The following is a 21,839-nucleotide window of genomic DNA, read 5'->3' on the forward strand; positions in this document are numbered from 1 at the left end:
CCCATGATGCCGTTTCCTTGCCAGTGAGCAAGGAAACGGCATCATTGTTTTTGGATACGGGTTCCGATGTACTCAGATTTTTTAGCTGGTGGAGTCGGCAAACTGGCTATTGTAGAGCTCGGCGTAGAATCCACCCTGCTGGAGGAGCTGTTCGTGGGTTCCGGTCTCAATGACATCGCCGTCTTTCATCACAAAAATGACGTCCGCATTGCGAATGGTCGACAGCCGGTGAGCGATCACAAAAGAGGTGCGGCCGGCTGCCAGAGAATCCAGTGCCCGCTGTATCAGCAGCTCTGTGCGGGTATCAACCGAGCTGGTCGCCTCATCCAAAATGAGCAGGGGACGGTCAGCCAGCATGGCCCGGGCAATAGTAACCAGCTGTTTCTGCCCGGCTGAGAGAGCACTGTCGTCTGAGAGCACGGTGTCAAGCCCCTGCGGTAGTTGGTTCACCAGCTCGCTTAGGCCTACTTGCTCCACGGTTGTGCGCAAACGTTCTTCACTGACGCCCTCGGCGCGGTAGATCAGGTTCTCCCTGAGGCTCCCCTCAAAAAGCCAGGTTTCTTGCAGCACCATGGCAAAAAGTGAGTCAACATCTTCACGCGTCATACCGGCAATATCCCGGTGGTCGATCAAGATCTTGCCCGACCACAGCTCATAGAAACGCATGAGAAGGTTCACCAGGGTTGTTTTGCCGGCACCGGTGGGGCCCACAATAGCAACCTTCTGTCCGGGCTGCACCGTCGCTGAGAAATCATGGATAACCTCCAGCTCCGGTAGATAGCCAAATTTGACGTGCGAGAACTCTACCCTACCTCGGGGACGGTCCAGAGGCGTCTGGGCTGCGGGTTCTTCTTCCATCTCCTCGGCGTCTAGCAGCTCAAAGACCCGTTGGCCGGCGGCAGCGGCACTTTGAAAACTGGTGGCGGATTCGGCGATATGGCTCAGAGGATTAGTAAAAATACGAATATAAACGATGAAGGCAACAATCACACCGATACTAATCGTGTTATTGAGTACCAGTACCGCACCCACAATACACACCACCACATAGCCCAGATTGCTGATAAAAGTCATCAGCGGCATCATGAGACCCGAGAGAAACTGGGCTTTCCAGGCGCTGGTAAAAAGTGAATGGTTGCGACTGTCGAACTCTTCTAGAGTGCTGTTTTCAGCATTAAAAGTACGGATGATGGGGTGCCCCGAAAAAGACTCCTCGATATGTCCGTTCAGCCTGCCCAGCTGTTGCTGCTGGGCGATAAAAAATTTCTGGCTTCTTCCCACGATCAGGGCTGACCCGGCAATGCCCAGGAGGGAAGAGAGGATGGCGGCACACGCCAGCTGCCAGCTGGTGGCAAACATCATGAAAGTAGCTCCCACCAGGGTGATAATGCCCGTAATCATGGTGGCAATGGAGTTGCTCAGCGTCTGCTGTAGGGTATCGACATCGTTGGTGACCCGCGATAGGTTATCGCCGGTGCTGGTTTTATCGAAATAGGACAGCGGTAGCCTATCGATCTTGCGGTCAAGGTCGGTTCGCATACTGCGGGACATCCATACGATCGCCCGTGTCATGAGAACACCCTCGATAGCGTTGCACACGAAGGCTACAGCAATGAGGGTCGCGGAGATCATAGTCAGCCGCTGCACCTCGTCCGTATTCAGGGGCCCGCTCAGCCCCCGTTCGATTTCATTGGTAATCCGGGACAGGAATTCGGGGAAAACCACGGTCGTCACCACGGAGAGAACAGCAAAGATCAGGGCTATAACCATCAGCGGTATGACGGGTCTCGAATAGGATAGGAGTTTACGAAAAACTGCGGACACCGATGCACCCTCCGAGGTAAAGAGGGCGGCCGGCATTCCTCCGGGGTCGCTTTCGCCCCGGTCAACAGAAGATAGTTCTCTATCGCGGGCATCGTCTGCACGCTCCAGACCGCGCTGGACCGACTCGATCTCCCCGGCCGAATAATGCAACCTGCTCATGCAAGTTCCTCCTCGCTCAGCTGTGAAAGCGCTATCTCTTGGTAGACGGAATTGTGGGCCATGAGCTCATCATGCTTCCCCATTCCCACGATTCTTCCCTGTTCAAGCACCAAAATTTTATCCGCCTGCCGAACAGTTCCAATACGCTGAGCAACAATAATAAGGGTGCTCTGCTCGGCGTAGGTGCGCAGAGCCTGGCGGATAGCATGGTCGGTCCTGTAGTCAAGGGCGGAAAAAGAATCGTCAAAAATCATAATGTTTCCCCGCCGGGCAAGAGCACGAGCGATAGCCAGCCGCTGTTTTTGTCCCCCCGAAAAATTGGTACCGCCCTGGGCGACGGCGGAGGCATAACCGTCTTCTTTGGCAGCAATAAACTCCGATGCCTGGGCAATATGTGCCGCAGACACGATGTCTTCGGCGGTGAGAGGCTGCGCCGCCTCACCCAAAGCAATATTGGAGGCGATAGTACCCGAAAACAGGGTCGCCTTTTGCGGCACAAAGGAAATCTGGTTATGCAGGTCAGACTGCACCCAGTCTCGAACATCGAGACCGTTTACCAGCACGGACCCCTCGCGCACGTCGGTGAAACGGGGGATAAGGTTAACCAGCGAAGACTTGCCCGAACCCGTGGAACCAATAATGGCAAGTGTCTCACCGGGGTCAACCGAAAACGAGATCTGGTGCAGGGCGTCCCCGTCTGCATCGGGGTAGCGGAAACTGACGTTGCGGAACTCTACCGTGCCTGTGCTACCGGCAACCCCCTCCCGCTGCGCGCCGTCTCTCACCCTCGGTTGAGTCCGGAGCACTTCGCGGATACGACGCCAAGATACCAGAGCCCTGGCATCAAAAATAAAGACAGCGGCAAGCATCATGAAGGCGCTCACCACCTGCAGAGCGTAGGTGCTGAAAGCGATCATCTGCCCGAAGAGCACGATACGCTCTTGCCCGTTGGCGGCTTCGTTAATAAGGTAGGCGCCGATCACATAGATTGACAGGGAAAGACCGCTCATGACCGCGGTGAGCATGGGCATCATGAGGGAAAAACCGGTGTCGACAAAGAGAGTGTTATTGCGCAGGTCGGCGTTGACTTTTTCAAAACGGTCGGCGTGGAATTTCTGTGACCGATAGGCGCGTATGACCCTGAGACCGGTGAGGTGTTCGCGGGTAACCCGGTTGAGACTGTCGGTAATCTTCTGCATGCGCATCATACGGGGGAACATAATAGCTACGGTGGCCCCCAGAATCGTCAGCACCGCTACCACAGCGAGTGCGGTGGGGACCGTCCATTCCCACGACTGGCTGGCGATCTTTGAGCTGGCCCAGATAGCCATGATGGGGGACTTGACGAGCATCTGCATACCGATGACCAGGAAGGTCTGTACCTGGACGACGTCGTTGGTGGAGCGGGTGATGAGGGAATTTGTTCCGATGCTGTTGACTTCGGCCGTTGACAGTACCAGGGTTTTCTGAAAGATTGTGGAGCGTAGGTTGCGGGCAAATGTGGTGCCGATGACCGCGGTACAGTAGCCGGTGACCACTGCGCAGGCCATCGAGCCGAGTGCGCAGGCCAGCATCCAGGCTCCCTGCTCTAGGACTTCGGCGATGTCGCTGTCGGGGGAGGCGATTTCTGTTGAAATGGTCTGCATGAAGTCGGGCACTTTAAGGTCTAGGTAGACCTGCCCCACAATCGTGACCAGGGCCAGGGCCATAAGAGTCCACTCGCGCGGGCTCAGAAGCTTGGTAGAAGACGAAGACATAGGACTATCTTGACGCTTTTTTGGGTGCTTGTGGGGCTGAGGCCAAAATTTTTTATCTAAATGTGCCTGAGACCACCGGATGCGGTGGTTGTTTGTTGCTCGGGAACGTGAAGGTGTGTTATCCGGAGCGGGTGTGTCCTGCCCGGTTACGGTGCCGGTGCGGTATCAAGGCCGCGGGCTATCAGGGCATCGCCGGTCTCTTGTGCGTAGGCTACGCTGGTGATCACCAGGGGGGTGAACAGCCTCGCCGGGCTCACTCTGAGTCCGCGAGCTGCTACGGCGGTTTGTATGAGCAGCCAGCGGTCCATGATAACGGGAATAGAGCGGATCATCAGTGCAATGGCAAGCCCCAGCAGGTAGGGGGAGAGACCCAGTGCTGAAAGCGGTGAACAGAAGCGCACAAAGCCGTCAATGATTACGGTCATGGGGGTGGAGCGGAGTAGGATTTTTGAGGCACAGAGAAGCGCGATGAGGGCGAGTAGAATGTCTGCGCCGCGGTCGATTTTGTGCGACGCAATGTAGTAAAGACCCATGGCGCACAGTAGCCATTTGAGGGAGGCGAGGGTTGCGAGCCATTCGCGGACGGTAATGCCGGTGAGCAGTCCCAGCGACAGTACGAGTATTAATAGTGCTGCCGGTACCAGCCAGGTTTGGGTGGTAGCCGACAGCGCTGCGATAACGAGAAGAGTCAGCCATTTTACCCACAGGGGTGCCCTGTGCGCGGGGGTGTCGGCGCTGCGGTAGGCGCTAAAAAGATGGTTGAGCACGGTTATATCTCGCCCCCGTCTCCGCCTGAGAGCTGAGGTGACGGGGGGAACCGGGTGGCACACCAGTGCCGGTAGCGCTCGATCACCGCGGGTGCCGGACCGTGGGCAAATATCCGACCCCGGTGAATTACCACCGCTTCGCTGCAGGTAGCCGCTAGTTCGAGGTCGTGGGTACTGATGACCAGTTGCTGGGGCAGGCTATCAAGCAGATTCATGAGCCGTAGCTTATTGCGCAGGTCAAGCAGGGTTGTCGGTTCGTCGAGAAGGAGGATCTGCGGTTTGACGGCGAGTAGGGAGGTGAGCGCTGTCAGCTGTCTCTCACCGCCGGAAAGATCGTAGACACTGCTTTCTGCCCGGTCTGCAAGACCTTGCCGGGTGAGTAGTTCTATAGCTTGTTTCCGGCGTTCTGCCGGGTGCGCTAGGGTGCGTTGAAGGGAAAGCTCTACGTCTTCGACCGGGGTGGGCATGATCAGCTGGGTCTGTGGATCGGCAAAAAGGAAACCCACCAGTTGCCGCACCGTCTCGAGGTGGTTTTGTACCTCGATACCCCCCACCTCTACCCGTCCGGAAGCCGGTTTTACCAGGCCGTTGAAGAGTTTGAGAAAGGTTGATTTGCCGCTGCCGTTGAGGCCCAGCACCGCTATTCTGGGGGATCTCATCTGCACCGACACCCGGTGGAGGATGGTGATCTTCTGCGATCCAGCTAAACCTGTGACCTTGACAGCGTCAAGAGTAAATCCTGCGGTGGGGTCAAACATCGCTTCTGGTTGAGCGGGATCAGACCTTTTTTTGAAGAACACCTGTTAGCCCCGCGCTAGGGAGGGGAAGGCGCGGTGCACTGCCAGAGACACAAAAACAGCGATAGCGCATTTGATGAGGTCTCCGGGTAGATATATAGCCGAGGCGGCCAGGGCGGCGGTAAAACTGAGCTGGGCATTGACGATCATCCCCACGATACCGGCTGCGGTGATTACCGATGACCCGGCCATCACGGCCAGGGCTTGGAGAAAGATTTGTGCCGCCGGCTCGGTTGATTTTGCGAGCAACAGGTAGCCTAGAGCGCCCGCAACCCAGGCACCGAGGGGGAAGCCGATCAGGTAGCCGGCTGAGGGGGACGCCAGGGCGGCGGGTCCGCCACTGCCGCCGGCAAAGACGGGCAGGCCGATGAGGCCAACCACCAGATAGAGCAGGGTAGCCAGGCTACCCCGTCGACCCCCCAGCACCAGGGCGGTGAGGTAGACCCCCAGAGTTTGAAAGGTGATGGGTACACCCGCGGGACCCACGGGGAAAGCCGGAAGTAAGGCGCAGACAGCGATAAAGGCGGCAAAGACGGCAATGAGGGCGGTATCGCGCCCCCGGAAGGTCTGTGCGGTAGCAGAGGTAGTCATGGGCACAAATATAAACCACTTTTGAACAGTGTTCAAAAGTGGGTGGGTGAGACCCGGCCAAAACAGCTTTCTGGCTATGAGCTTTACCATGCTCCCCACCCGTATCGCGGTGTCACGCAGGCGGGGCACTAGAATAAAACACTGCGTTATGTATACCTCAATGAAAGGCACACCGTGATTACAGTAGAAAACCTTGAACTACGTGCCGGTGCCCGCCTGCTCATGGAAGATGTTAGCTTTCGGGTCGACCGGGGAGACAAGATTGGCCTGGTGGGCAGAAACGGTGCGGGAAAAACCACCATGACCAAGGTGTTAGCTGGCAGTGCCCTTCCCGCCGGTGGAACCGTGCACCGCGGTGGAAAAATTGGCTATCTACCCCAAGACCCCGCCGTCGATGACATGTCTCTGATTGCCAGAGACCGTATCCTTTCTGCCCGCAACCTCGACGGTATTGCCCGTAAAATGCGCCAGGCTCAGGAGCAGATGGCCAGTGACCACGACGCGACACGGGCCAAAGGTATGCGCCGCTACGATCGGTTGGAGGCGGAATTTATTGCCGGCGGTGGGTATGCTGCGGAGTCGGAGGCGGCAACCATCACCCACAACCTGGACCTTCCCGATCGGGTACTCGACCAGCCCCTGTCCACGCTTTCGGGAGGGCAACGTCGCCGTGTTGAGCTGGCGAGAATTCTCTTTTCGGATGCCGATACTCTGCTGCTGGACGAACCCACCAACCACCTCGATGCCGACTCGGTCTCCTGGCTTCGTGATTTTCTCAAAAACTTTTCGGGCGGGCTCTTGGTGATTAGCCACGATGTTGAGCTGATGGAGCTGGTGGTGAACCGGGTGCTCTACCTGGACGCTAACCGCTGCCTGATCGATGTGTACAACATGAGCTGGAAGAACTATCTTGCACAGCGGGAGCAGGATGAGGCGCGGCGTAAACGTGAGCGCGCGAATGCTGAAAAGAAAGCGTCGGCGCTTATGCAGCAGGCCGAAAAAATGCGGGCCAAGGCGACTAAGGCTGTTGCCGCCCAGCAGATGATTAAGCGCGCTGAGAGGCTGATGCGCGGGCTGGAGGAGGAAAGGGTACAGGATAGGGTGGCCCGCATTCGCTTTCCCGAACCCGCCCCCTGCGGTAAAACTCCCCTAACCGCTCGGGGGCTGTCAAAGTCGTATGGCTCTCTTGAAATTTTTACCGATGTTGATCTGGCTATTGACCGGGGCTCCCGCGTGGTGGTGCTCGGACTCAACGGTGCCGGGAAAACCACCCTTCTGCGGATACTTGCCGATGCCACCTCGCCCGACACCGGTGAGGTTGTATATGGGCACGGTGCCAGAATCGGTTATTTCGCCCAGGAACACGAGATCCTGGACGGGCAGCGCACAGTTTTAGAGAATATGCAGTCGGCGGCCCCCGACCTGGGCGCCACCCGATGCCGCACTATCCTGGGGTCTTTCCTGTTTACCGGTGACGATGTGGAGAAACCTGCCTCCGTACTCTCCGGTGGCGAGAAGACCCGTCTCTCGCTGGCAACACTGGTGGCTTCCGGGGCCAATGTTTTGCTGCTTGATGAGCCAACCAACAATCTTGACCCGGCATCGCGCGGTGAGATTTTGAGTGCCCTCGCCCGCTATGAGGGCGCTATCGTGATGGTTTCTCATGATGAGGGCGCGGTGGAGGCTCTGAACCCCGAGAGGGTTCTGCTTTTGCCGGATGCCGTCGAAGACTTGTGGAGCAAGGATTACCGGGACCTTATTACCCTGGCTTAGCGCTATCGCACGGGTGCGATCACCGGTATGTGAAGCGGTAGCACATGATGAGTCAGGTGCCTGTCCCGTTGCCCCCAAGATAGATACGAACCAAAGTCCCCAGAGTCCGAAAAATGACGCACTTACCATGTGATCTACATAATTTTTGGAAGTGGTCGAGACTGAAATAGTGGGGATCACCAAAAGTCACGATTTGATAACTTTGGGGGCGGGTATTGAAGGTTCACCGCATGTCTGCCTAGACTGGTGCACGTGCCGGTAGTCGCTCACGCGACGAAGAGACCCGCCGGTGGCAGGCTCGTCGATCGGTAAAACGCTGGCGCATCAAGCCACCCGCAGTGAACAAAGAAGTCTACTTGCGGAAAAATTCATGAGAGAAAAGGAGCAGGTGAAATGGTTGATTCACCTTTTGCAATGTACCCCGACTCGGTTGAAGGCGACGCAGAGGTTGACGTTTTCTGGGTCGAGGACAGCGAATCCTAAACCCTAGAGGACAGCTCTTGCGCCAGCCGCCGCAGCAGGAAGAACCCGTTGGTGTACCCGCTGCGGCGGTTATTTTTATACGGTAGGCCGTCAAAAATCCAGGGGGTAGGATATTCGAGTAAACAGGGCAAGCGAGTACCAGATGATATAGACGGTGAACAGGCTGCTCAGGACGTGTTCCCGGCGTGAACCGGCATCACCGAGCACGGGCAGCGCCATATAACCGGATGTCCGCCACAGTCGGCTAGCGAATGCGGGTTTGAGCCGAAAAGGCCAGAGAAGGTTTATCCCCCGGGTGGTGAGAAGGTCACCCATGATATGGACGGTGGCACCAACGCCGATGGCCCAGGGGAGAACATCGAGAGAGCCGGTTGCCCAGGACAGGTAACCCAGAGCTACCGCTCCGATCCAGCCGCCCGGGGCGCCACATACCCGCAGTGCTAAGCCTCCAGCGTAGGCGGCAAGAACAACAGAAGCCCAGGGGATGCCCCCGTAGTTGAGCTTGGCGGCACCGGCCGCTACAGCCCAGAAAGTCAAGATCCCCACCAGCGAATGGGTTCCTCTGCGGTGTCCGCCGCTGAGCTTAGCCACCGCCGTTGACACCCAGCCGGATACCGGCGGTAGCGAGCGAGCCACAGTACCGCTGCGATGGTCAATATCCGGTAGCATACCGGCACCGGCGCAGGCTAAAGTTGTCACGGCCAGTGGGAGCGGGGCAAGCTCTCGGGTAACCCCCAGCTGTTGAAGCACCAGCCAGGTGGCGGCGGCACTGACAGAGTGAGAGTAACCCATCATGGTAGAAGCCTATCCTTTCACGGTAAAACGTCTTCTAAACTACCACGATTCGAACACGTGTTCCTCTCTGCTCTGCGGTAGACAGCCAAACCCTCACCGGCCGTCGCGGGCATCAAGTATCGCGTCTTCAATCTCCTCATCGGAGGCAAACGCGCGTTTTTTTGTAATCTTGGGTCGCACGATAGCTTTCATATGGGCGGGCATGTCATCGATCATCTCCATCCTGCGAAGGAGCACACTTTCGTCGCCGGTACCGCGGTAGTTGCCGGACTCGTCATAGAACTGACCGTAATATTCTTCGAGCGCGGCGGCGACCTGCGAGTCAAGCTCGTCGTTGCGTACTTTTTGCCGGGCAAGCCAGATGTAGGCCACGTAGCACATCAGGGCAAAGACATACCATTGAACCGAGTAGGAGAGATTGGGTCCGGTATCAAGCTCCGGCTCCTGGGCTAACTGGGGTGTGTTGGCGGCAGCGGGAATTTCGCTGGCTAACCGGCCGTACGCCCCTTCAGCGGTATCAAGACCCGTCAGCTGAGCCACCCCCGCAAGGTCGATAGAGGAAATCTGCCCGGTGGGTGCGGATTTGCCGGTGTCTGCCTCACCGCTATGAACCCGAGCAACCAGGTCAACCCTCCCTGACGGGGGAGAGGGCACGTCGTGCGCCGGCTGTGACGCATCCAGAGATTCGGCGGCGACCCACCCCCGGTTAATCACAACCGTCTCCCCCTGGTCGGTGAGAAAAGGCACAAGTATCTCAAAACCGTTGAGGCCCTCGTAGGGGCGGTTGCGCACCAGCAGCTGGTGGTCGGGGAGGTAGTGACCCGTGAGGGATACGGGTTTCCACTGATTGTCCATCTGAAAATCCGAGAATATGGAGGTGTGCTCGGCAAAGCTCAGAGGTGCCGCATGATAGTTCTCGGTAATGAGAGAGTTACGGTAGTCAAGGTCTTCTTTACGCCCCATCTGCCAGTTTCCGAGGTAGAGGCAGAGGAGAGAAAAAATTACGGCGAGAACGAAACCGGCGACCCACTGGCCGCTGAGAAGAAAACGGTAGCGTTTCACGGGATAGATCTCTCTTACTCATCGATTAAAACTACTGGTCGTAGCTGAAGGGTCGTGTCTCTTTCCAAAACTTTCGCGCACCCAAAAAATCTTGCAGGTAGTCTCGGTGATCGTGGCAGGCCAACCAGATTTTTTGTCGGTCCGGGGCGTGTATTTTGGGGTTGTTCCATACTATCTGCCAGCGCGCAGCCTGCTGGCAGCCCCGGCGGGAACACGTGTTGTGGGGCTGCCGGTCGTGCTGGGCGAGGGAGCTGAGAAGATCCATGGGTCAGTACTTTCATCAGATGGCGGGGGTACTCGAGGGCCGATCACATCGGTCACCGGGCTATAACCTCGCCCTCAATAACGGTAGACGGGTCTGGGCGAGTAAAAAATCCGGTGGACCCGTCGCGGCTGTGCGGCCCCATCGCGTTCTCCGTTCTCCCAGCACGGTCTGGGCGGGCATCTTCTAGCTGTTTCTGCTGGTGAGGGGGAAGGTAGGCGGAAAAATCGCCGTTGCGAGCGCGGTCTGTGCCGTTGGCAAAAACAACGGCGACCCAGGGAAGAATTCCGGCAGCGATAATGAAGACCCACATGAGCCAGCCACTCGAAAAAAGGGCGCAGACAATGCAGATAATCCGCAGGAGCATTTTGAGAGCGTAACTGCGAAACCGGTAGTCAATACTTTCTGAGCGCCGGTTTTCGGCACTGGTAATGGAGTGTACCTCCGGCTCCTGGCCGGTGGAAAAACCGTAGGCTTTCAGGTCTTCGGCGGTCCATACCTTACCGGCCATCGTTCACCCGCTTTCGCTCGTGATGTGAAAAAATCTACCTACAGTCTAAAACTTTCCCGGTATCTTTGCGACGTTGCGGGTGCGCTCGGGTGCTCCTCACCGCGTAAGATTGCCTAGAGAATGTACGTGAATCGAGGATAAAACATGAGCGAAACTACGTCGAAGACCGTTTTAGTCACCGGTGGTAACCGCGGTATTGGATACGCTATTGCCCGGGAGTTTAAAGCCGCGGGGCACAATGTTTGTGTGACCTACCGTAGCGGTGAGGCCCCTCCGGAATTTTTTGCGGTGAGGGCGGATGTGCGTGATGCTGCTTCCATTGACGCCGCTTTCACGGAGATCGAGGCGAAATTTGGGCCGGTAGAAATCCTAGTTGCGAATGCCGGGATTACCAGGGACATGCTGCTGATGCGCATGAAAGAAGAGGATTTTACCGAAGTTGTTGATACCAACCTCACCGGGGCGTTCCGGGTGGTACGGCGGGCAGCTAAAGGGATGCTGAAGCTCAAGCGGGGCCGGATTATTCTTATCTCCTCGGTGGTGGGGCTCTACGGTAGCGCCGGCCAGGTTAACTACTCTGCGTCTAAGGCGGCCCTGGTGGGTATGGCCCGATCCATCACCCGTGAGCTGGGTTCCCGTAATATCACCGCCAACGTGGTGGCCCCGGGCTTTATCAACACCGAAATGACCGCGGTACTGCCGCAGGAAACCCGCGAAAAGTACAGGGAGTCTATTCCTGCTGGACGTTTTGCCGAGCCCCAAGAAATCGCCGGAGTGGTATCGTGGCTTGCCGGTGACGGGGCTAGCTACATTTCCGGCGCCCTGATCCCGGTGGACGGTGGACTGGGTATGGGGCACTGATCAGCCGGCAATTCATCTATAGCTACAACCGAACCGAGAAAGATTAAATAACAGTGAAACAGCTTGCAGGCAAAACCGTTCTTGTGACCGGATCATCGCGCGGGGTGGGTGCGGACACCGCTCAAATTTTGGCAGAGGCCGGCGCTAACCTCGTTATTAATTACCGCTCTAAGGCACCCCGTGCTCACAAGGTGGTTGCCGCTATTGAAGAGGCCGGCGGGCGGGCTATCGCCGTGGGCGCAGATATCACCAAAGAAGATGAAGCCCGGTCACTTATTGATAGCGCGGTGGCTACCTTTGGCGGCATCGATTATCTGGTGCTCAACGCCTCCGGTGGCATGGAGACCGGAATGGCCGACGACTACGCCATGGTGCTCAACCGGGACTCCCAGCTGCGTCTTGCGCGCCTCGCCGCCGAGAAAATGGGTGCTGGGTCCCGCATTGTGTTTGTGACCAGCCACCAGGCACATTTTATTCATCGGGTGGAAACACTCGACCAGTACACCCCGGTTGCTCTCTCGAAACGCGCCGGTGAAGATGCCCTCCTGGCCGAGGTTCCGGCGTTAGCCGAACGCGGAATCTCGCTGGTGGTGGTTTCGGCGGACATGATTGAGGGGACCGTTACCGCTTCGCTGCTCAACCGCATGTATCCCGGCGCTATCGAGGAGCGCCGCAGGGAAGCGGGCAAGCTCTATACCGTTCATGAGTTTGCTACAGAAGTAGCCGCAATGGTAACCGCAGATGTCGATAGCGGCCATGTCGAACTGGTTGGCGGGGCACGGGGCTTCATCGACTAGGCGGCGCACCTGAGAATGACAGAGGGGTGGGGCAGCACTATCTAGGCTGCCCCACCCCTCTTCGTAGGTGTTCCCGTGTCACAGCGGCTGGGTGTTAGAGGCCAATAAAATGTCGCACAGCATCCAGACGACCTATGTTAATTTGCGCATCCGCGGCCTCTCTCAGCCCGATTTTTGCCATAAAAGCAATCCCCAGGGCAGCCCGTTCCACCATCAACATATCGTTAGCACCATCACCAAGAGCAAGCACCTGCCCGGCCGAAACCCCCTCAGCCTCGGCCCACTGCGTGAGAAGGTGCCTCTTCATACGGGGAGTAACAATCTCGCCAACTACCTCACCGGTGAGTACACCGGATTCAACACCCAGACGGTTAGCACAAGCATAGGACAGGCCCAGACGCTGTGCCAGCGGCTCCAGAACCTGAATAAAACCCCCTGAAACCGCGCCCACCGGGTGCCCAGCCTCCGTCAAGACCCGCACCAGCTCTCCGGCCCCGGGGTTTAAAAGAACCGAATCAGCAACCTCACCCAAGACTCTTTCAGGAACACCTCTCAGCAGGGCAACGCGGGCGCGCAAAGACCGCTCAAAATCCAGCTCACCAGCCATGGCGCGTTCGGTAATATCGGCAACCCGATCACCGCACCCGGATCGAGCGGCAATCTCATCGACAACCTCCTGAGCGATGAGAGTCGAATCAACATCCGTGACCACCAGCTTTTTCTCGCGAGAAGCTAGCTCTGCCGGCACCACACTGACAGTGGCGCCGGTAACCTCGACGATCCCGCCCAGCTCCTTCACCTGCCGTCTCGCATCGGCTAGCCGGCCCCGGTAACGGCCGGGTACACGGTAGACATAGTAGGCGTTCCCCGCCACTTCACGCCCACTAAAGCTGGCAGGGACAGAGTGCGCAGTCCCCGCTTCACACTCCAGTGCAGGGATCCTCCTCAAAAGCTCATCAACCCGGTTTTGATCCCGCAGCATCTCCGATGCCGGGCCGAGAGCAACTATATTCACCGAAATAGCCATGGCACCCATCGTACAGAAAAACCGGTATCGCACCGTCCCGCTTTCCTGCTGGAGCACACAATTTTAGAACCCATGTACAGACCCGATAAAGTGTCTTCTATGAGCGCAGTATTAGACCTCCACCGGGTAACCGTAACCCGCGGTAACAAAAAACTCCTCGACTCTCTCGACTGGCAGGTGAAGGACGGCGAAAAATGGATTGTTCTAGGCCCCAACGGTGCCGGCAAATCGACGCTACTCGCCGTCGCCGCGGCCCGTCTCCATCCCACTTCCGGTACCGTCGATATCCTCGACGAAATCCTCGGTGCAGTGGATGTTTTTGAATTACGCCCCCGTATCGGAGTGTCCTCGGCAGCCCTGGCGCACACCGTACCCGAGCACGAAAAAGTTCTCGATGTTGTCATGACCGCAGCCTATGCTGTCTCGGGCCGCTGGACAGAAGAATACGACACACAGGACACCCTGCGAGCCACCGAACTTCTCGCAGACTGGGGGGTTGCCCATCTCGCCGACCGCCGCTTTGGAACCCTTTCCGACGGCGAAAAAAAGCGCACCCTCATCGCGCGGGCCCTCATGACAGACCCCGAGCTCCTCCTCCTTGACGAACCCGCCGCAGGAATGGATATCGCAGGCAGAGAAGATCTCCTCGCCCGGCTCACCCAGCTCACTCAAGACAGCTTCGCTCCGGCCACGGTCATGGTCACCCACCACCTCGAAGAGATACCCGGCGGCTTCACTCACGCGCTCCTTGTTCGTGACGGAAAAATAACGGCCTCGGGTCCCCTACACACCACTATCACCAGCGAAAACCTCAGAGCTACCTACGATATGGACCTCAGTGTTACGGTCAACCCCAACGGCCGCTACAGCGCCGTAGCCGGCTAGATTGATCCCGACGTGCACAAGAAACAGCTAGACCGCGCAGACCTCACAGCCCGCGCACAGCGGGTTCAGGCCCTTGCCTCCGTCATACCGCTTTCACAGGCACCACAAAAACACGTACGCTATTTCACCAGCCTCACCGACACCCGACTACGCACTCTCCGTGAAACAGATTGGGGGATATACATCGCAGAATCCTCCAAAGTGATTCGCCGGGCAATAGCCGCCGGACACCTGCCGCTGTGCTTTATCATGAGCGAAAAATGGGCGGATGACCTCGCTGATATCCTTGCTACCCACCCTGATATACCCGCCTATGTGGGGAGCGAGGAGGAACTCGAAACGATCGCGGGTTTCCATCTACACCGAGGGGCGCTTGCCGCTGTGCGCCGCCCGGCTCCGCTTCCCCTCGACCACCTGCTTGGTCTCACGCAGCGGGTAGCGGTACTGGAAGACATTGTTGATCACACCAATGTGGGAGCAATTTTTCGCTCGGCAGCAGCCCTTGGTGTCGGGGCTATACTGGTGACACCGCGCTGTGTGGACCCGCTCTACCGGCGCTCGATTCGAGTGTCCATGGGGGCTGTCTTTCAGGTACCCTGGGGAAGGCTTGACTGCTGGCCTTCTGACCTTGACCTTCTGAGACAGCACGGTTTTGTTACCGCCGCTATGGCCCTGGCAAAAGATTCGCTCAGCCTCACTGAACTTGCGGACCTCGACTATGAAAAACTTGCCATCATCGTGGGTTCGGAGGGTCACGGTCTGGGGAAAGCCACCCTCGCCGAAAGCGACCATACGGTAACAATCCCCATGTCTGCCGGTGTGGATTCACTCAACGTTGCCGCCGCCGCAGCGGTGTCCTTCTGGGAGACACGGCCCACACGCTGATCTGCCCGCGGCTGCGTCCCGCGCAAAAAATTGTGGTCAGTGCTATTGTTGGTAGCTGGTTAACAAAAACCACCGTGTGCTGTGAAGGCGCACACCCTATTCCAAATCCTAGGGCACTGGCAAAATCCAGGGCAGAAGAAGGTATAACTATGAAGACGAGTATTCATCCCGCGTACAACTACGTACTTTTCCGTGATCTGGCATCGGGGGAGACCTTTTTGACCAGGTCAACTATGACTTCAGATAAGACCGAGACATGGGAAGACGGTAACGAGTATCCGCTCGTGGAGGTTGAGATTTCCTCAGCATCGCACCCCTTCTACACCGGTAAACAGCGCATCATGGACTCCGCTGGCCGTGTGGAGCGCTTCAACGCACGCTTCAAGAACTTCGGTAAGACCTCCTAGGTTAGTTAAGCTGGTTGCCAGACAAGGCCCCGCCGGTGGTTTTCTTCAACCACCGGCGGGGCGTTTTTGATGTGTGGGTCATTGAGGGGACAAGCGAGTACAATGGCAGAGAATCTATCCCCGGTGCGACGCCGGCCCCAAAACTTATTTTTGGATGAGGAGAACTACAATGACCGGTGAATCTGTGGAGACTAAGCCCAAGAAAAAGAAGAAGAGAAGGATCGTTATCGGAATTATCTTGGGTACGGTACTTCTTCTGGGCATCGGAAGCTTTGCCTATCTGGTGAGCATCGGAAAAGTCTGGGATGACAACACCAAAAAATTTGATAGTTCCACCACAAATATCGATGATTTTCGTTCCCGCTACGAGCAGGAGAACAGCCCCTCGGGCAACCTCGACAACGGGGAGGGAATCGATAATACCAGCGATATCGATCGGAACGGAAACGGTATCCCCGACGACGTTGAGGGCGGAAAAGTGACAGACGCACCGCAGGAGACCGGTTCCACCGATATTCTTCTGCTGGGTTCTGACTCCCGTGCGGGAACCGCCGAGGCGGCGACTGTTTCTGGTCAGCGGGCAGACACCATTATGCTCCTGCACATTCCCCAAGACGGCAGCGACCCCTATCTGATCTCCATCATGCGTGACACCTGGGTGAATATTCCCGGCTACGGCTCTGCCAAGGTGAACGCGGGCCTCAACTACGGGGGCGTTGACTTGCAGGTGGAAACTATTGAGCAGCTGGTGGGAATCAAAATTGATCACACCGCAGAGATTGATTTTGAGGGCTTTAAAAGCATGACCGATGCGGTGGGCGGCGTTGACGTCAACGTGCCGGTTTCTTTTTCAAGCGATAGTTATACCTACACCCAGGGCCCCATGCATCTTGACGGTGGCCAGGCGCTCGAGTTTGTGCGTCAGCGCTACGCCTTTAGCGATGGTGACTATCAGCGGGTGCGTAACCAGCGGGCCTACATGCAGGGGTTTCTATCCACCGTCCAGAGCCAGGGAGCTTTCAGAAATGTCACCAATTTTAGAAACGTGGTGGAGTCTATTGCCCCCTACGTGACCGTCGATAGCGGGCTTACCGCCGGTGAAATTGTGGGTATTGCGGGCCCCTATATGACCGGGGGAGGGGCTAACGTGCATATGCTCACCCTACCTAACGCCGGTACCGGGTGGTCCATGGATGGCCAGTCGATTGTGGTGCTCGACAGTACGGCCACTGCCGCCCTCAAGGATTCTTTACGGCAGGAGACAATGGGTAGCTACACCGCAGTCTACGGCGAAGACTAGTCTCGCGCTCGAAAGGGGGGGCGGGTTAGAAGGAGCTGTCGGGGTTATCTCCGTAGTCTTCTGTCCCGGTCCTGCCCATAAACAGCCCCAGGAAAACCACCGAGCTACCGAGTACAATACCGATCACACCCACAAGAGCCTTCCAAAAGACAAGCACGATACCCAGGCACAGGATGATAGCCCCGGCCAGGCCGAGGAGCAGGGCCAGCCGCTGGTGGGAGGCCGGGGCACCGACGGTGTCACCGGCACCGGTGATCTGGTGGCTAGTATGTGCGGGGGCAGTAGCTGAGGGGCGTTTCTTTCTGTGCGACTGCCGGTTTTGTTCGCCCTCGGTGGGCACATAGGCCGGTTCTACCCGGTAGGTCTCAGCTGCCGGCAGCAGCTCGGGCACATTGTTGGGTAATTCATCAAACCAGTCACGGGGTATATCGGCAGAGCGTAAGGCCTGCACGGTGAGAGATATTTCAAAGGTGTTCCCGCGGATGGTTCCCCAGGCGCTGGTCAGTTTATTATGCTCAAAAACATAACGAATCACCGGGGCAAGCTGCTCCGCCATCTGAGTACTGAGCCGCCCCACCTGTTTGCGGTCGTGATAAACCTCCACGGTGTCAACAAAGCTACCGTCGGCGTGCCTGACCCGGTTTGCTTCGAGGGTGAGGATAACCCTGCCCTCACCGCTGGGGGGAAGGATACCGCGTAGATAATCGGCATAGTCTTTTTCGTCAAGAACCTTCATGGAGGGCCCCTGGGGAAGAAGCGCGGCCTGAGCCGGAGTCTGGTTGAGGGGAAAGAGGGAACCGGGCGCACTCAGAGAGAGAAGTCCCTGACTTTCGATGGTGTTCTCACCGCCGATATGCCGTAACACGGCGGAGAGCTGCAGCTGGGCTATGGCGTCGTAGCCCGAGGCAACGACGCGGGTAATAGGCTGCCAGTAGTGGGCGGAGTCTGCGGGGTTGAGACGGCCGATTTTCAGCTCGTCGATGTAAACGGCAATACTGTGAGGCTCATAGGGGTTATCCGGTTCGGGTACCAGGCGGGCTTCCCCGTTCCAGATTCGTTCGCGGTCAACGTGGAGTTCTTCAAAGACCTGAAGGATTTCTGCATCGTAGAAGTCGTCGGTGATGATTTCGACTGTGCCACGGTCACCCAATACGTAATCGGTCAATGCGTTCTCCTTGAATAGTGGCAAAATCTTCAAGTTATAGCTTCTCATGAAAACCCGGTTTGATACCGGAAATAACGGGATCAAACCGGGAGCAGTTTTATGCAGATAGATGGACGGGCAGATAAAAGATATTTAGCCGTTGAATTTTTGGGCCAGCAAAGACCGCTGAGCCCTGTCAAGATTCTCGATGATAAGCCGTGACAGGGCCGTAGAGGCCCGGGGATTGTCGTTAAGCCAGGCATGGGCGGCGGTAACAACGCCATTTTCTTGGGGGTCCTGTCCCCGCCCCAGGGTTGCCCGAGGAAAGAGGCCGTTGACCGTTCGGGTAGCCATCACAATGGAACGGGTTTCCCACACGGTGAGAATGTCGGAGAAGTAGGGCGTAATGAATTCCCGGTGTAACTCTTCCGATCCCTGCTGGAAACCCCGGGCCGTCGAGGTGAGAATCTCGTTCGAAAGGTCGGTTTGTGTGACGACGGACCGGTAGGCGGCAGTTTTTGCTGTACCGGTGGGTAGAGCTGCGGCAGCGAAGGCGAATCCTCGCTCGGCCACGGTGGATACCGCGCTGTTTTTGACCCGTTCAAGCTGAGCCACGGTGGTTTCTCCCCGGGAGGCAAGGGCGCCGAGGGCTGACCAGCCCAGGGCCTGACTGTGAGGGACTCCGGGGAGTACGGGAGTTTCTTCATCGTGCTGCCCGGCACCTGCGGCTACCGCGCGGGCAAAATCGTTACCGAGCGGGGTGTGTGCGGCGAGGGAGAGCAGCGAGCGGACCATGATGAGCTGGGTATCGCTTCCGGCTTCTGTGCCGTCCAGGGCTTTCTCAACAGCTCGATAGAGGGAGTCGCTGAGACCCTGACGCTTCCAGGGCGGTGAATAGGTAAAGATTGCCGCCTGAGCTTGTTCCAGGAGGTGTGCGAGTAGGGTGGCGGAACGCTCATCAGAGAGGCTGCGTTCGACAGCGTGTACAAAGCGGGAACTGGAGAGTTCGGCATCGCGCACCTGGTTCCAGAGACTACCCCAGATAAGGCCCCTGGTGAGCGGGTCCTCTACCGTAGATACCAGCTTGAGGGCGGTGTCACGGCCGTCGTCTTGGCCCAGACGCGCTTTGGCGTAGGTGAGGTCTTCGGCATTGAGCACCAGCAGGTCGGCGCGTTCGAGCTCATTGCGCTGTGCGGCCGTCAACCGCAGGGGAGTGAGACGGCCGGGGCCCGCCTCAATATTCACCGGCCTCCTGCCTGTCGAGACGAGACGGTCTTTGTTCACAACAAAGGTTTCATACTTGAGACGGTGCGGCCTCCCCAGGGATGGTGGGACCTGCACCGGCAGTCGCTGCTGTAGAACGAAGGGTGCGGTGCTCTTGTCTGTGCTCCTGACCATGGAAATTTCTGAGAGGCCGCTGGTCTGTAACCAGGCTCGAGCCCAGGTGAACATGTCTTGATCGGTGACCTCATCAAGCACCGAGAGAAAATCGGTGAGCTCGGTATTTCCCCAGGCAAATCGTTTGAAGTAGGTGCGGATAGCATCCGTAAAAGTATCAAACCCCAGGTAGGCAACCAGCTGTTTGAGGACCGATGATCCTTTGGCATAGGTTATTCCGTCAAAATTCAGCTTGGCTGCCTCAAGGTTGGGGACCTCGGCCACAATGGGGTGAGCGGTGGGTAGCTGATCCTGGGCGTAGGCCCACTCTTTACGGCGGTTGGCGAAAGTTACCCATGCCTGATCAAAGCCACCGGCTTCTCGGGCAGCAAGTGTCCCCATGAACTCGGCAAAAGATTCTTTGAGCCAGAGGTCATCCCACCATTTCATGGTAACCAGGTCCCCGAACCACATGTGGCTCATCTCGTGGTAGATGACGTTGGCTCGTCCCTCCATCTGGGCTTCGGTGGTCCCGGAATCAAAGAGATAGTGCTCGGAAAAGGTGACCAGGCCGGGGTTTTCCATGGCGCCCAGGTTGTATTCGGGGACAAAAGCCTGCTTGTATGCGGGGTAGGGGTAAGGGTAGTCGAAAAGGTCCTGGAAGAAATCGAGACCTTTTTTGGTGGTGGAGAAAATATTCTCGTGGTCGAAGTGAGAGACAAGCGATTTTCGGCAGTAGGCGGTGAGAGGGATCTTGCCCGAGTTGACCGATGAGGACGGGGTGTAGATATCGTGCGCCACAAAATAGTCGCCGGCTAGTATGGTCGTGATGTAGGTGGAGATGGGTGGAGTCGCCTTGAAAACGCGTTTGGTGATGCTGGAATCCGCTGGATCTTCAAGCTCACGCGTGAGCTCGCTGTTCGAAGCTACCACCCAGTGTTTGGGTGCGGTTACGCGAAAATTGAAAACCGCTTTAAGGTCGGGTTGTTCAAAGTTGGGAAACACCCGGCGACAGTCGGCAGGCTCATACTGGGTATAGAGGTAGACCCTGCCGTCGCCGGGGTCGATGTAGCGGTGCAGACCTTCTCCGGAACGAGAAAAATAGGAGCGACCTCGAATAGTCAGCACATTCGAGTCGTCAAGGTGGGGGAGGATAATGCGGGATCCCCTCACCACCTGCGCGGTGTCAAGGTGGGTGCCGTTGAGCTTGACCTCATCAATCGAATGGTGAATGTAGTCGATGAACGTGCTCTCTTTGCGGCGGGCGGAAAACCGCACCGTGGTGACGGTGGGGTAGGAGATGAAATCTTGGTTTGCCGCGTGGGTGAGGTCTACGTGTACATCGTAGGATTCGACCTTGAGTAGTTTTGAACGAGTGGCTGCTTCATCGCGGGTAAGATTTTCATTCCTCATAATCCTATTTAACAACAGTCTGATAAGGAACCGCTGTTTGTTGCGGCGGTTCCCGGTGGTCCCACCGTGCGGCTACCAAAAATTATTGTGCGCGGCCTCATATAAAAAAATAGTTCTTTGATTTGCGCTGCCGGTGGCCTCCGTGTAGATTATTATCTGTTGCCGCGAGAGGGTTGAGAAAAGCCCTGATCGTGAACGCACCCGCGCGGGTGGCGGAATAGGCAGACGCGCTAGCTTGAGGTGCTAGTCCTCATATAACGAGGGTGGGGGTTCAAGTCCCCCTCCGCGCACATAAATAAACAGGTAACGGGGGAGCAGTATACTGCTCCCCCGTTACCTGTTTACCGGTAGTCCTCTTTAGGCAATGTATACCGTCTTTTCCACCTTTATCACGCGGCGCCGCAGTAGGAACCGGCGGCGGCCACCGTAGAGGATAACGGACCGGGCCAGCTCCCAGCGTCCGTATTCGGAATGCTCACTCAACCGGGAACGCACATCTTTGATACTATCCCGGGGATCTGCGGTGACCGTGAGGTATTCAAAGCGTTGATCGTCACCGGTACCGTACCGGCGGTGTCCGTAGCCGGTCATGTGCTCTCGCAAAATTTTCCTCCAATATAGTTCCCGAGAGAGCCATTTGCCGATAGGGTCTATTACATGAGTAATGACCCTCGTGCCGCACTGGCAATCCTAACGAATGCTCTCGAAGAGCATCTTACCGCTATCGTCCACCGACGCGGTGAAAACGATCCGGCGGTTGATCACGCCTACGTGGCTATCGCCAACGCTTTCGAGCGATATGAAGAGGCTCTGTTCGACACCTACGAAGAGGTTACTCCGCTAGAGGTGTACATTGACGGAGAAGATGACCCCGACGACTTTGATGAGCCGTTTGACGAGGAAGAAGATATTGAATACGAAGACCTTGACGAGGAATCCGACGGGGATAGCTAGCCCGGTCC

21 protein-coding genes and 1 tRNA gene are annotated in these 21,839 nt (G+C 57.1%); 9 read left to right on the forward strand and 13 right to left on the reverse strand.

The annotated features are described in order from the left end of the window. Window positions 1-81 precede the first annotated feature (81 nt). The 5 genes from ACS1BR_RS07880 to ACS1BR_RS07900 all read right to left on the reverse strand — a co-directional run bounded on the left by ACS1BR_RS07880 (window position 82) and on the right by ACS1BR_RS07900 (window position 5,895). The gene (locus tag ACS1BR_RS07880; protein ID WP_463561410.1) at window positions 82-1,983 is read right to left on the reverse strand and encodes an ABC transporter ATP-binding protein; all 1,902 of its coding nucleotides are present in this window, start codon (window positions 1,981-1,983) and stop codon (window positions 82-84) included. Next, a complete protein-coding gene (locus ACS1BR_RS07885; protein WP_463561411.1) occupies window positions 1,980-3,740 on the reverse strand; it encodes an ABC transporter ATP-binding protein in 1,761 nt (586 codons plus the stop codon). The genes ACS1BR_RS07880 and ACS1BR_RS07885 overlap by 4 nt, the downstream gene beginning before the upstream one ends. Window positions 3,741-3,886: 146 nt before the next feature. Further along, window positions 3,887-4,507, reverse strand: a complete 621-nt coding sequence (locus ACS1BR_RS07890; RefSeq protein ID WP_463561412.1) for a CbiQ family ECF transporter T component — start codon at window positions 4,505-4,507, stop codon at window positions 3,887-3,889. A 2-nt stretch (window positions 4,508-4,509) separates the two neighbouring features. Continuing rightward, entirely contained in the window at window positions 4,510-5,307 is a 798-nt protein-coding gene (locus ACS1BR_RS07895; protein ID WP_463561413.1) for an energy-coupling factor ABC transporter ATP-binding protein, read from the reverse strand. A 3-nt stretch (window positions 5,308-5,310) separates the two neighbouring features. Then, the gene (locus tag ACS1BR_RS07900; protein WP_463561414.1) at window positions 5,311-5,895 is read right to left on the reverse strand and encodes a biotin transporter BioY; all 585 of its coding nucleotides are present in this window, start codon (window positions 5,893-5,895) and stop codon (window positions 5,311-5,313) included. A gap of 174 nt (window positions 5,896-6,069) precedes the next feature. Between ACS1BR_RS07900 and ACS1BR_RS07905 the strand changes: the two genes are divergently transcribed. Beyond that, window positions 6,070-7,668: an ABC-F family ATP-binding cassette domain-containing protein gene (locus ACS1BR_RS07905; RefSeq protein ID WP_463561415.1), complete on the forward strand. Its 1,599-nt coding sequence runs from the start codon at window positions 6,070-6,072 to the stop codon at window positions 7,666-7,668. Window positions 7,669-8,241: 573 nt separating this feature from the next. Here ACS1BR_RS07905 and ACS1BR_RS07910 read toward each other — a convergent pair. The 4 genes from ACS1BR_RS07910 to ACS1BR_RS07925 all read right to left on the reverse strand — a co-directional run bounded on the left by ACS1BR_RS07910 (window position 8,242) and on the right by ACS1BR_RS07925 (window position 10,781). Next, the gene (locus tag ACS1BR_RS07910; protein ID WP_463561416.1) at window positions 8,242-8,946 is read right to left on the reverse strand and encodes a metal-dependent hydrolase; all 705 of its coding nucleotides are present in this window, start codon (window positions 8,944-8,946) and stop codon (window positions 8,242-8,244) included. A gap of 93 nt (window positions 8,947-9,039) precedes the next feature. Then, entirely contained in the window at window positions 9,040-10,008 is a 969-nt protein-coding gene (locus ACS1BR_RS07915; protein ID WP_463561417.1) for an SURF1 family cytochrome oxidase biogenesis protein, read from the reverse strand. Window positions 10,009-10,039: 31 nt separating this feature from the next. Then, window positions 10,040-10,273 carry an acetone carboxylase gene (locus ACS1BR_RS07920; RefSeq protein WP_463561418.1) on the reverse strand — a complete coding sequence of 78 codons (234 nt, stop codon included), beginning with the start codon at window positions 10,271-10,273 and terminating at the stop codon, window positions 10,040-10,042. Between the two features lie 52 nt (window positions 10,274-10,325). Continuing rightward, on the reverse strand, window positions 10,326-10,781 hold the full coding sequence (locus ACS1BR_RS07925; protein ID WP_463561419.1) for a DUF3099 domain-containing protein: 456 nt from the start codon (window positions 10,779-10,781) through the stop codon (window positions 10,326-10,328). A gap of 144 nt (window positions 10,782-10,925) precedes the next feature. Here ACS1BR_RS07925 and ACS1BR_RS07930 point away from each other — a divergent pair, with 144 nt between their 5' ends. Further along, window positions 10,926-11,642: a beta-ketoacyl-ACP reductase gene (locus ACS1BR_RS07930; RefSeq protein ID WP_463561420.1), complete on the forward strand. Its 717-nt coding sequence runs from the start codon at window positions 10,926-10,928 to the stop codon at window positions 11,640-11,642. Between the two features lie 53 nt (window positions 11,643-11,695). Beyond that, window positions 11,696-12,439: an SDR family oxidoreductase gene (locus ACS1BR_RS07935; RefSeq protein ID WP_463561421.1), complete on the forward strand. Its 744-nt coding sequence runs from the start codon at window positions 11,696-11,698 to the stop codon at window positions 12,437-12,439. Window positions 12,440-12,533: 94 nt separating this feature from the next. Here the strand turns inward: ACS1BR_RS07935 and serB are convergent, their stop codons facing one another. Further along, window positions 12,534-13,466, reverse strand: coding sequence for a phosphoserine phosphatase SerB (gene serB / locus ACS1BR_RS07940; RefSeq protein WP_463561422.1), 933 nt, complete (start codon window positions 13,464-13,466; stop codon window positions 12,534-12,536). Between the two features lie 99 nt (window positions 13,467-13,565). On the opposite strand from serB, the gene ACS1BR_RS07945 reads away from it, so the two are divergent. The 4 genes from ACS1BR_RS07945 (at window position 13,566) to ACS1BR_RS07960 (ending at window position 16,943) form a co-directional block, all read left to right on the forward strand. Continuing rightward, window positions 13,566-14,351, forward strand: a complete 786-nt coding sequence (locus ACS1BR_RS07945) for an ABC transporter ATP-binding protein (protein ID WP_463561423.1) — start codon at window positions 13,566-13,568, stop codon at window positions 14,349-14,351. A 12-nt stretch (window positions 14,352-14,363) separates the two neighbouring features. Further along, a complete protein-coding gene (locus tag ACS1BR_RS07950; RefSeq protein WP_463561424.1) occupies window positions 14,364-15,236 on the forward strand; it encodes a TrmH family RNA methyltransferase in 873 nt (290 codons plus the stop codon). A 149-nt stretch (window positions 15,237-15,385) separates the two neighbouring features. Further along, the gene (locus ACS1BR_RS07955) at window positions 15,386-15,643 is read left to right on the forward strand and encodes a type B 50S ribosomal protein L31 (RefSeq protein ID WP_463561425.1); all 258 of its coding nucleotides are present in this window, start codon (window positions 15,386-15,388) and stop codon (window positions 15,641-15,643) included. A gap of 169 nt (window positions 15,644-15,812) precedes the next feature. Further along, window positions 15,813-16,943, forward strand: a complete 1,131-nt coding sequence (locus ACS1BR_RS07960; RefSeq protein ID WP_463561426.1) for an LCP family protein — start codon at window positions 15,813-15,815, stop codon at window positions 16,941-16,943. Between the two features lie 25 nt (window positions 16,944-16,968). On the opposite strand, the gene ACS1BR_RS07965 is transcribed toward ACS1BR_RS07960, so the two are convergent. Further along, on the reverse strand, window positions 16,969-18,108 hold the full coding sequence (locus tag ACS1BR_RS07965) for a hypothetical protein (RefSeq protein WP_463561427.1): 1,140 nt from the start codon (window positions 18,106-18,108) through the stop codon (window positions 16,969-16,971). Between the two features lie 132 nt (window positions 18,109-18,240). Continuing rightward, window positions 18,241-20,877: an aminopeptidase N gene (pepN, locus tag ACS1BR_RS07970; RefSeq protein WP_463561428.1), complete on the reverse strand. Its 2,637-nt coding sequence runs from the start codon at window positions 20,875-20,877 to the stop codon at window positions 18,241-18,243. A 203-nt stretch (window positions 20,878-21,080) separates the two neighbouring features. Between pepN and ACS1BR_RS07975 the strand changes: the two genes are divergently transcribed. Beyond that, window positions 21,081-21,167, forward strand: a tRNA-Leu gene (locus ACS1BR_RS07975). Window positions 21,168-21,234: 67 nt separating this feature from the next. Here ACS1BR_RS07975 and ACS1BR_RS07980 read toward each other — a convergent pair. After that, window positions 21,235-21,468 (reverse strand): DUF5703 family protein, encoded by a 234-nt coding sequence (locus tag ACS1BR_RS07980; RefSeq protein WP_463561665.1) that lies wholly within the window; start codon window positions 21,466-21,468, stop codon window positions 21,235-21,237. Between the two features lie 66 nt (window positions 21,469-21,534). On the opposite strand from ACS1BR_RS07980, the gene ACS1BR_RS07985 reads away from it, so the two are divergent. Continuing rightward, window positions 21,535-21,831 (forward strand): hypothetical protein, encoded by a 297-nt coding sequence (locus tag ACS1BR_RS07985; RefSeq protein WP_463561429.1) that lies wholly within the window; start codon window positions 21,535-21,537, stop codon window positions 21,829-21,831. The last annotated feature ends 8 nt before the right edge of the window (window positions 21,832-21,839 follow it).

The organism is Rothia sp. 18CD1-1 (assembly GCF_055285355.1).

Excerpts from the sequence above, each read along its gene's own strand:
- ACS1BR_RS07880 (WP_463561410.1), bottom strand. The coding sequence starts at position 1,983 with ATGAGCAGGTTGCATTATTCGGCCGGGGAGATCGAGTCGGTCCAGCGC.
- ACS1BR_RS07885 (WP_463561411.1), bottom strand. The coding sequence starts at position 3,740 with ATGTCTTCGTCTTCTACCAAGCTTCTGAGCCCGCGCGAGTGGACTCTT.
- ACS1BR_RS07900 (WP_463561414.1), bottom strand. The coding sequence starts at position 5,895 with ATGACTACCTCTGCTACCGCACAGACCTTCCGGGGGCGCGATACCGCC.
- ACS1BR_RS07910 (WP_463561416.1), bottom strand. The coding sequence starts at position 8,946 with ATGATGGGTTACTCTCACTCTGTCAGTGCCGCCGCCACCTGGCTGGTG.
- ACS1BR_RS07920 (WP_463561418.1), bottom strand. The coding sequence starts at position 10,273 with ATGGATCTTCTCAGCTCCCTCGCCCAGCACGACCGGCAGCCCCACAAC.
- ACS1BR_RS07925 (WP_463561419.1), bottom strand. The coding sequence starts at position 10,781 with ATGGCCGGTAAGGTATGGACCGCCGAAGACCTGAAAGCCTACGGTTTT.
- ACS1BR_RS07930 (WP_463561420.1), top strand. The coding sequence starts at position 10,926 with ATGAGCGAAACTACGTCGAAGACCGTTTTAGTCACCGGTGGTAACCGC.
- serB (WP_463561422.1), bottom strand. The coding sequence starts at position 13,466 with ATGGCTATTTCGGTGAATATAGTTGCTCTCGGCCCGGCATCGGAGATG.
- ACS1BR_RS07945 (WP_463561423.1), top strand. The coding sequence starts at position 13,566 with ATGAGCGCAGTATTAGACCTCCACCGGGTAACCGTAACCCGCGGTAAC.
- ACS1BR_RS07955 (WP_463561425.1), top strand. The coding sequence starts at position 15,386 with ATGAAGACGAGTATTCATCCCGCGTACAACTACGTACTTTTCCGTGAT.
- ACS1BR_RS07960 (WP_463561426.1), top strand. The coding sequence starts at position 15,813 with ATGACCGGTGAATCTGTGGAGACTAAGCCCAAGAAAAAGAAGAAGAGA.
- pepN (WP_463561428.1), bottom strand. The coding sequence starts at position 20,877 with ATGAGGAATGAAAATCTTACCCGCGATGAAGCAGCCACTCGTTCAAAA.
- ACS1BR_RS07980 (WP_463561665.1), bottom strand. The coding sequence starts at position 21,468 with ATGACCGGCTACGGACACCGCCGGTACGGTACCGGTGACGATCAACGC.
- ACS1BR_RS07985 (WP_463561429.1), top strand. The coding sequence starts at position 21,535 with ATGAGTAATGACCCTCGTGCCGCACTGGCAATCCTAACGAATGCTCTC.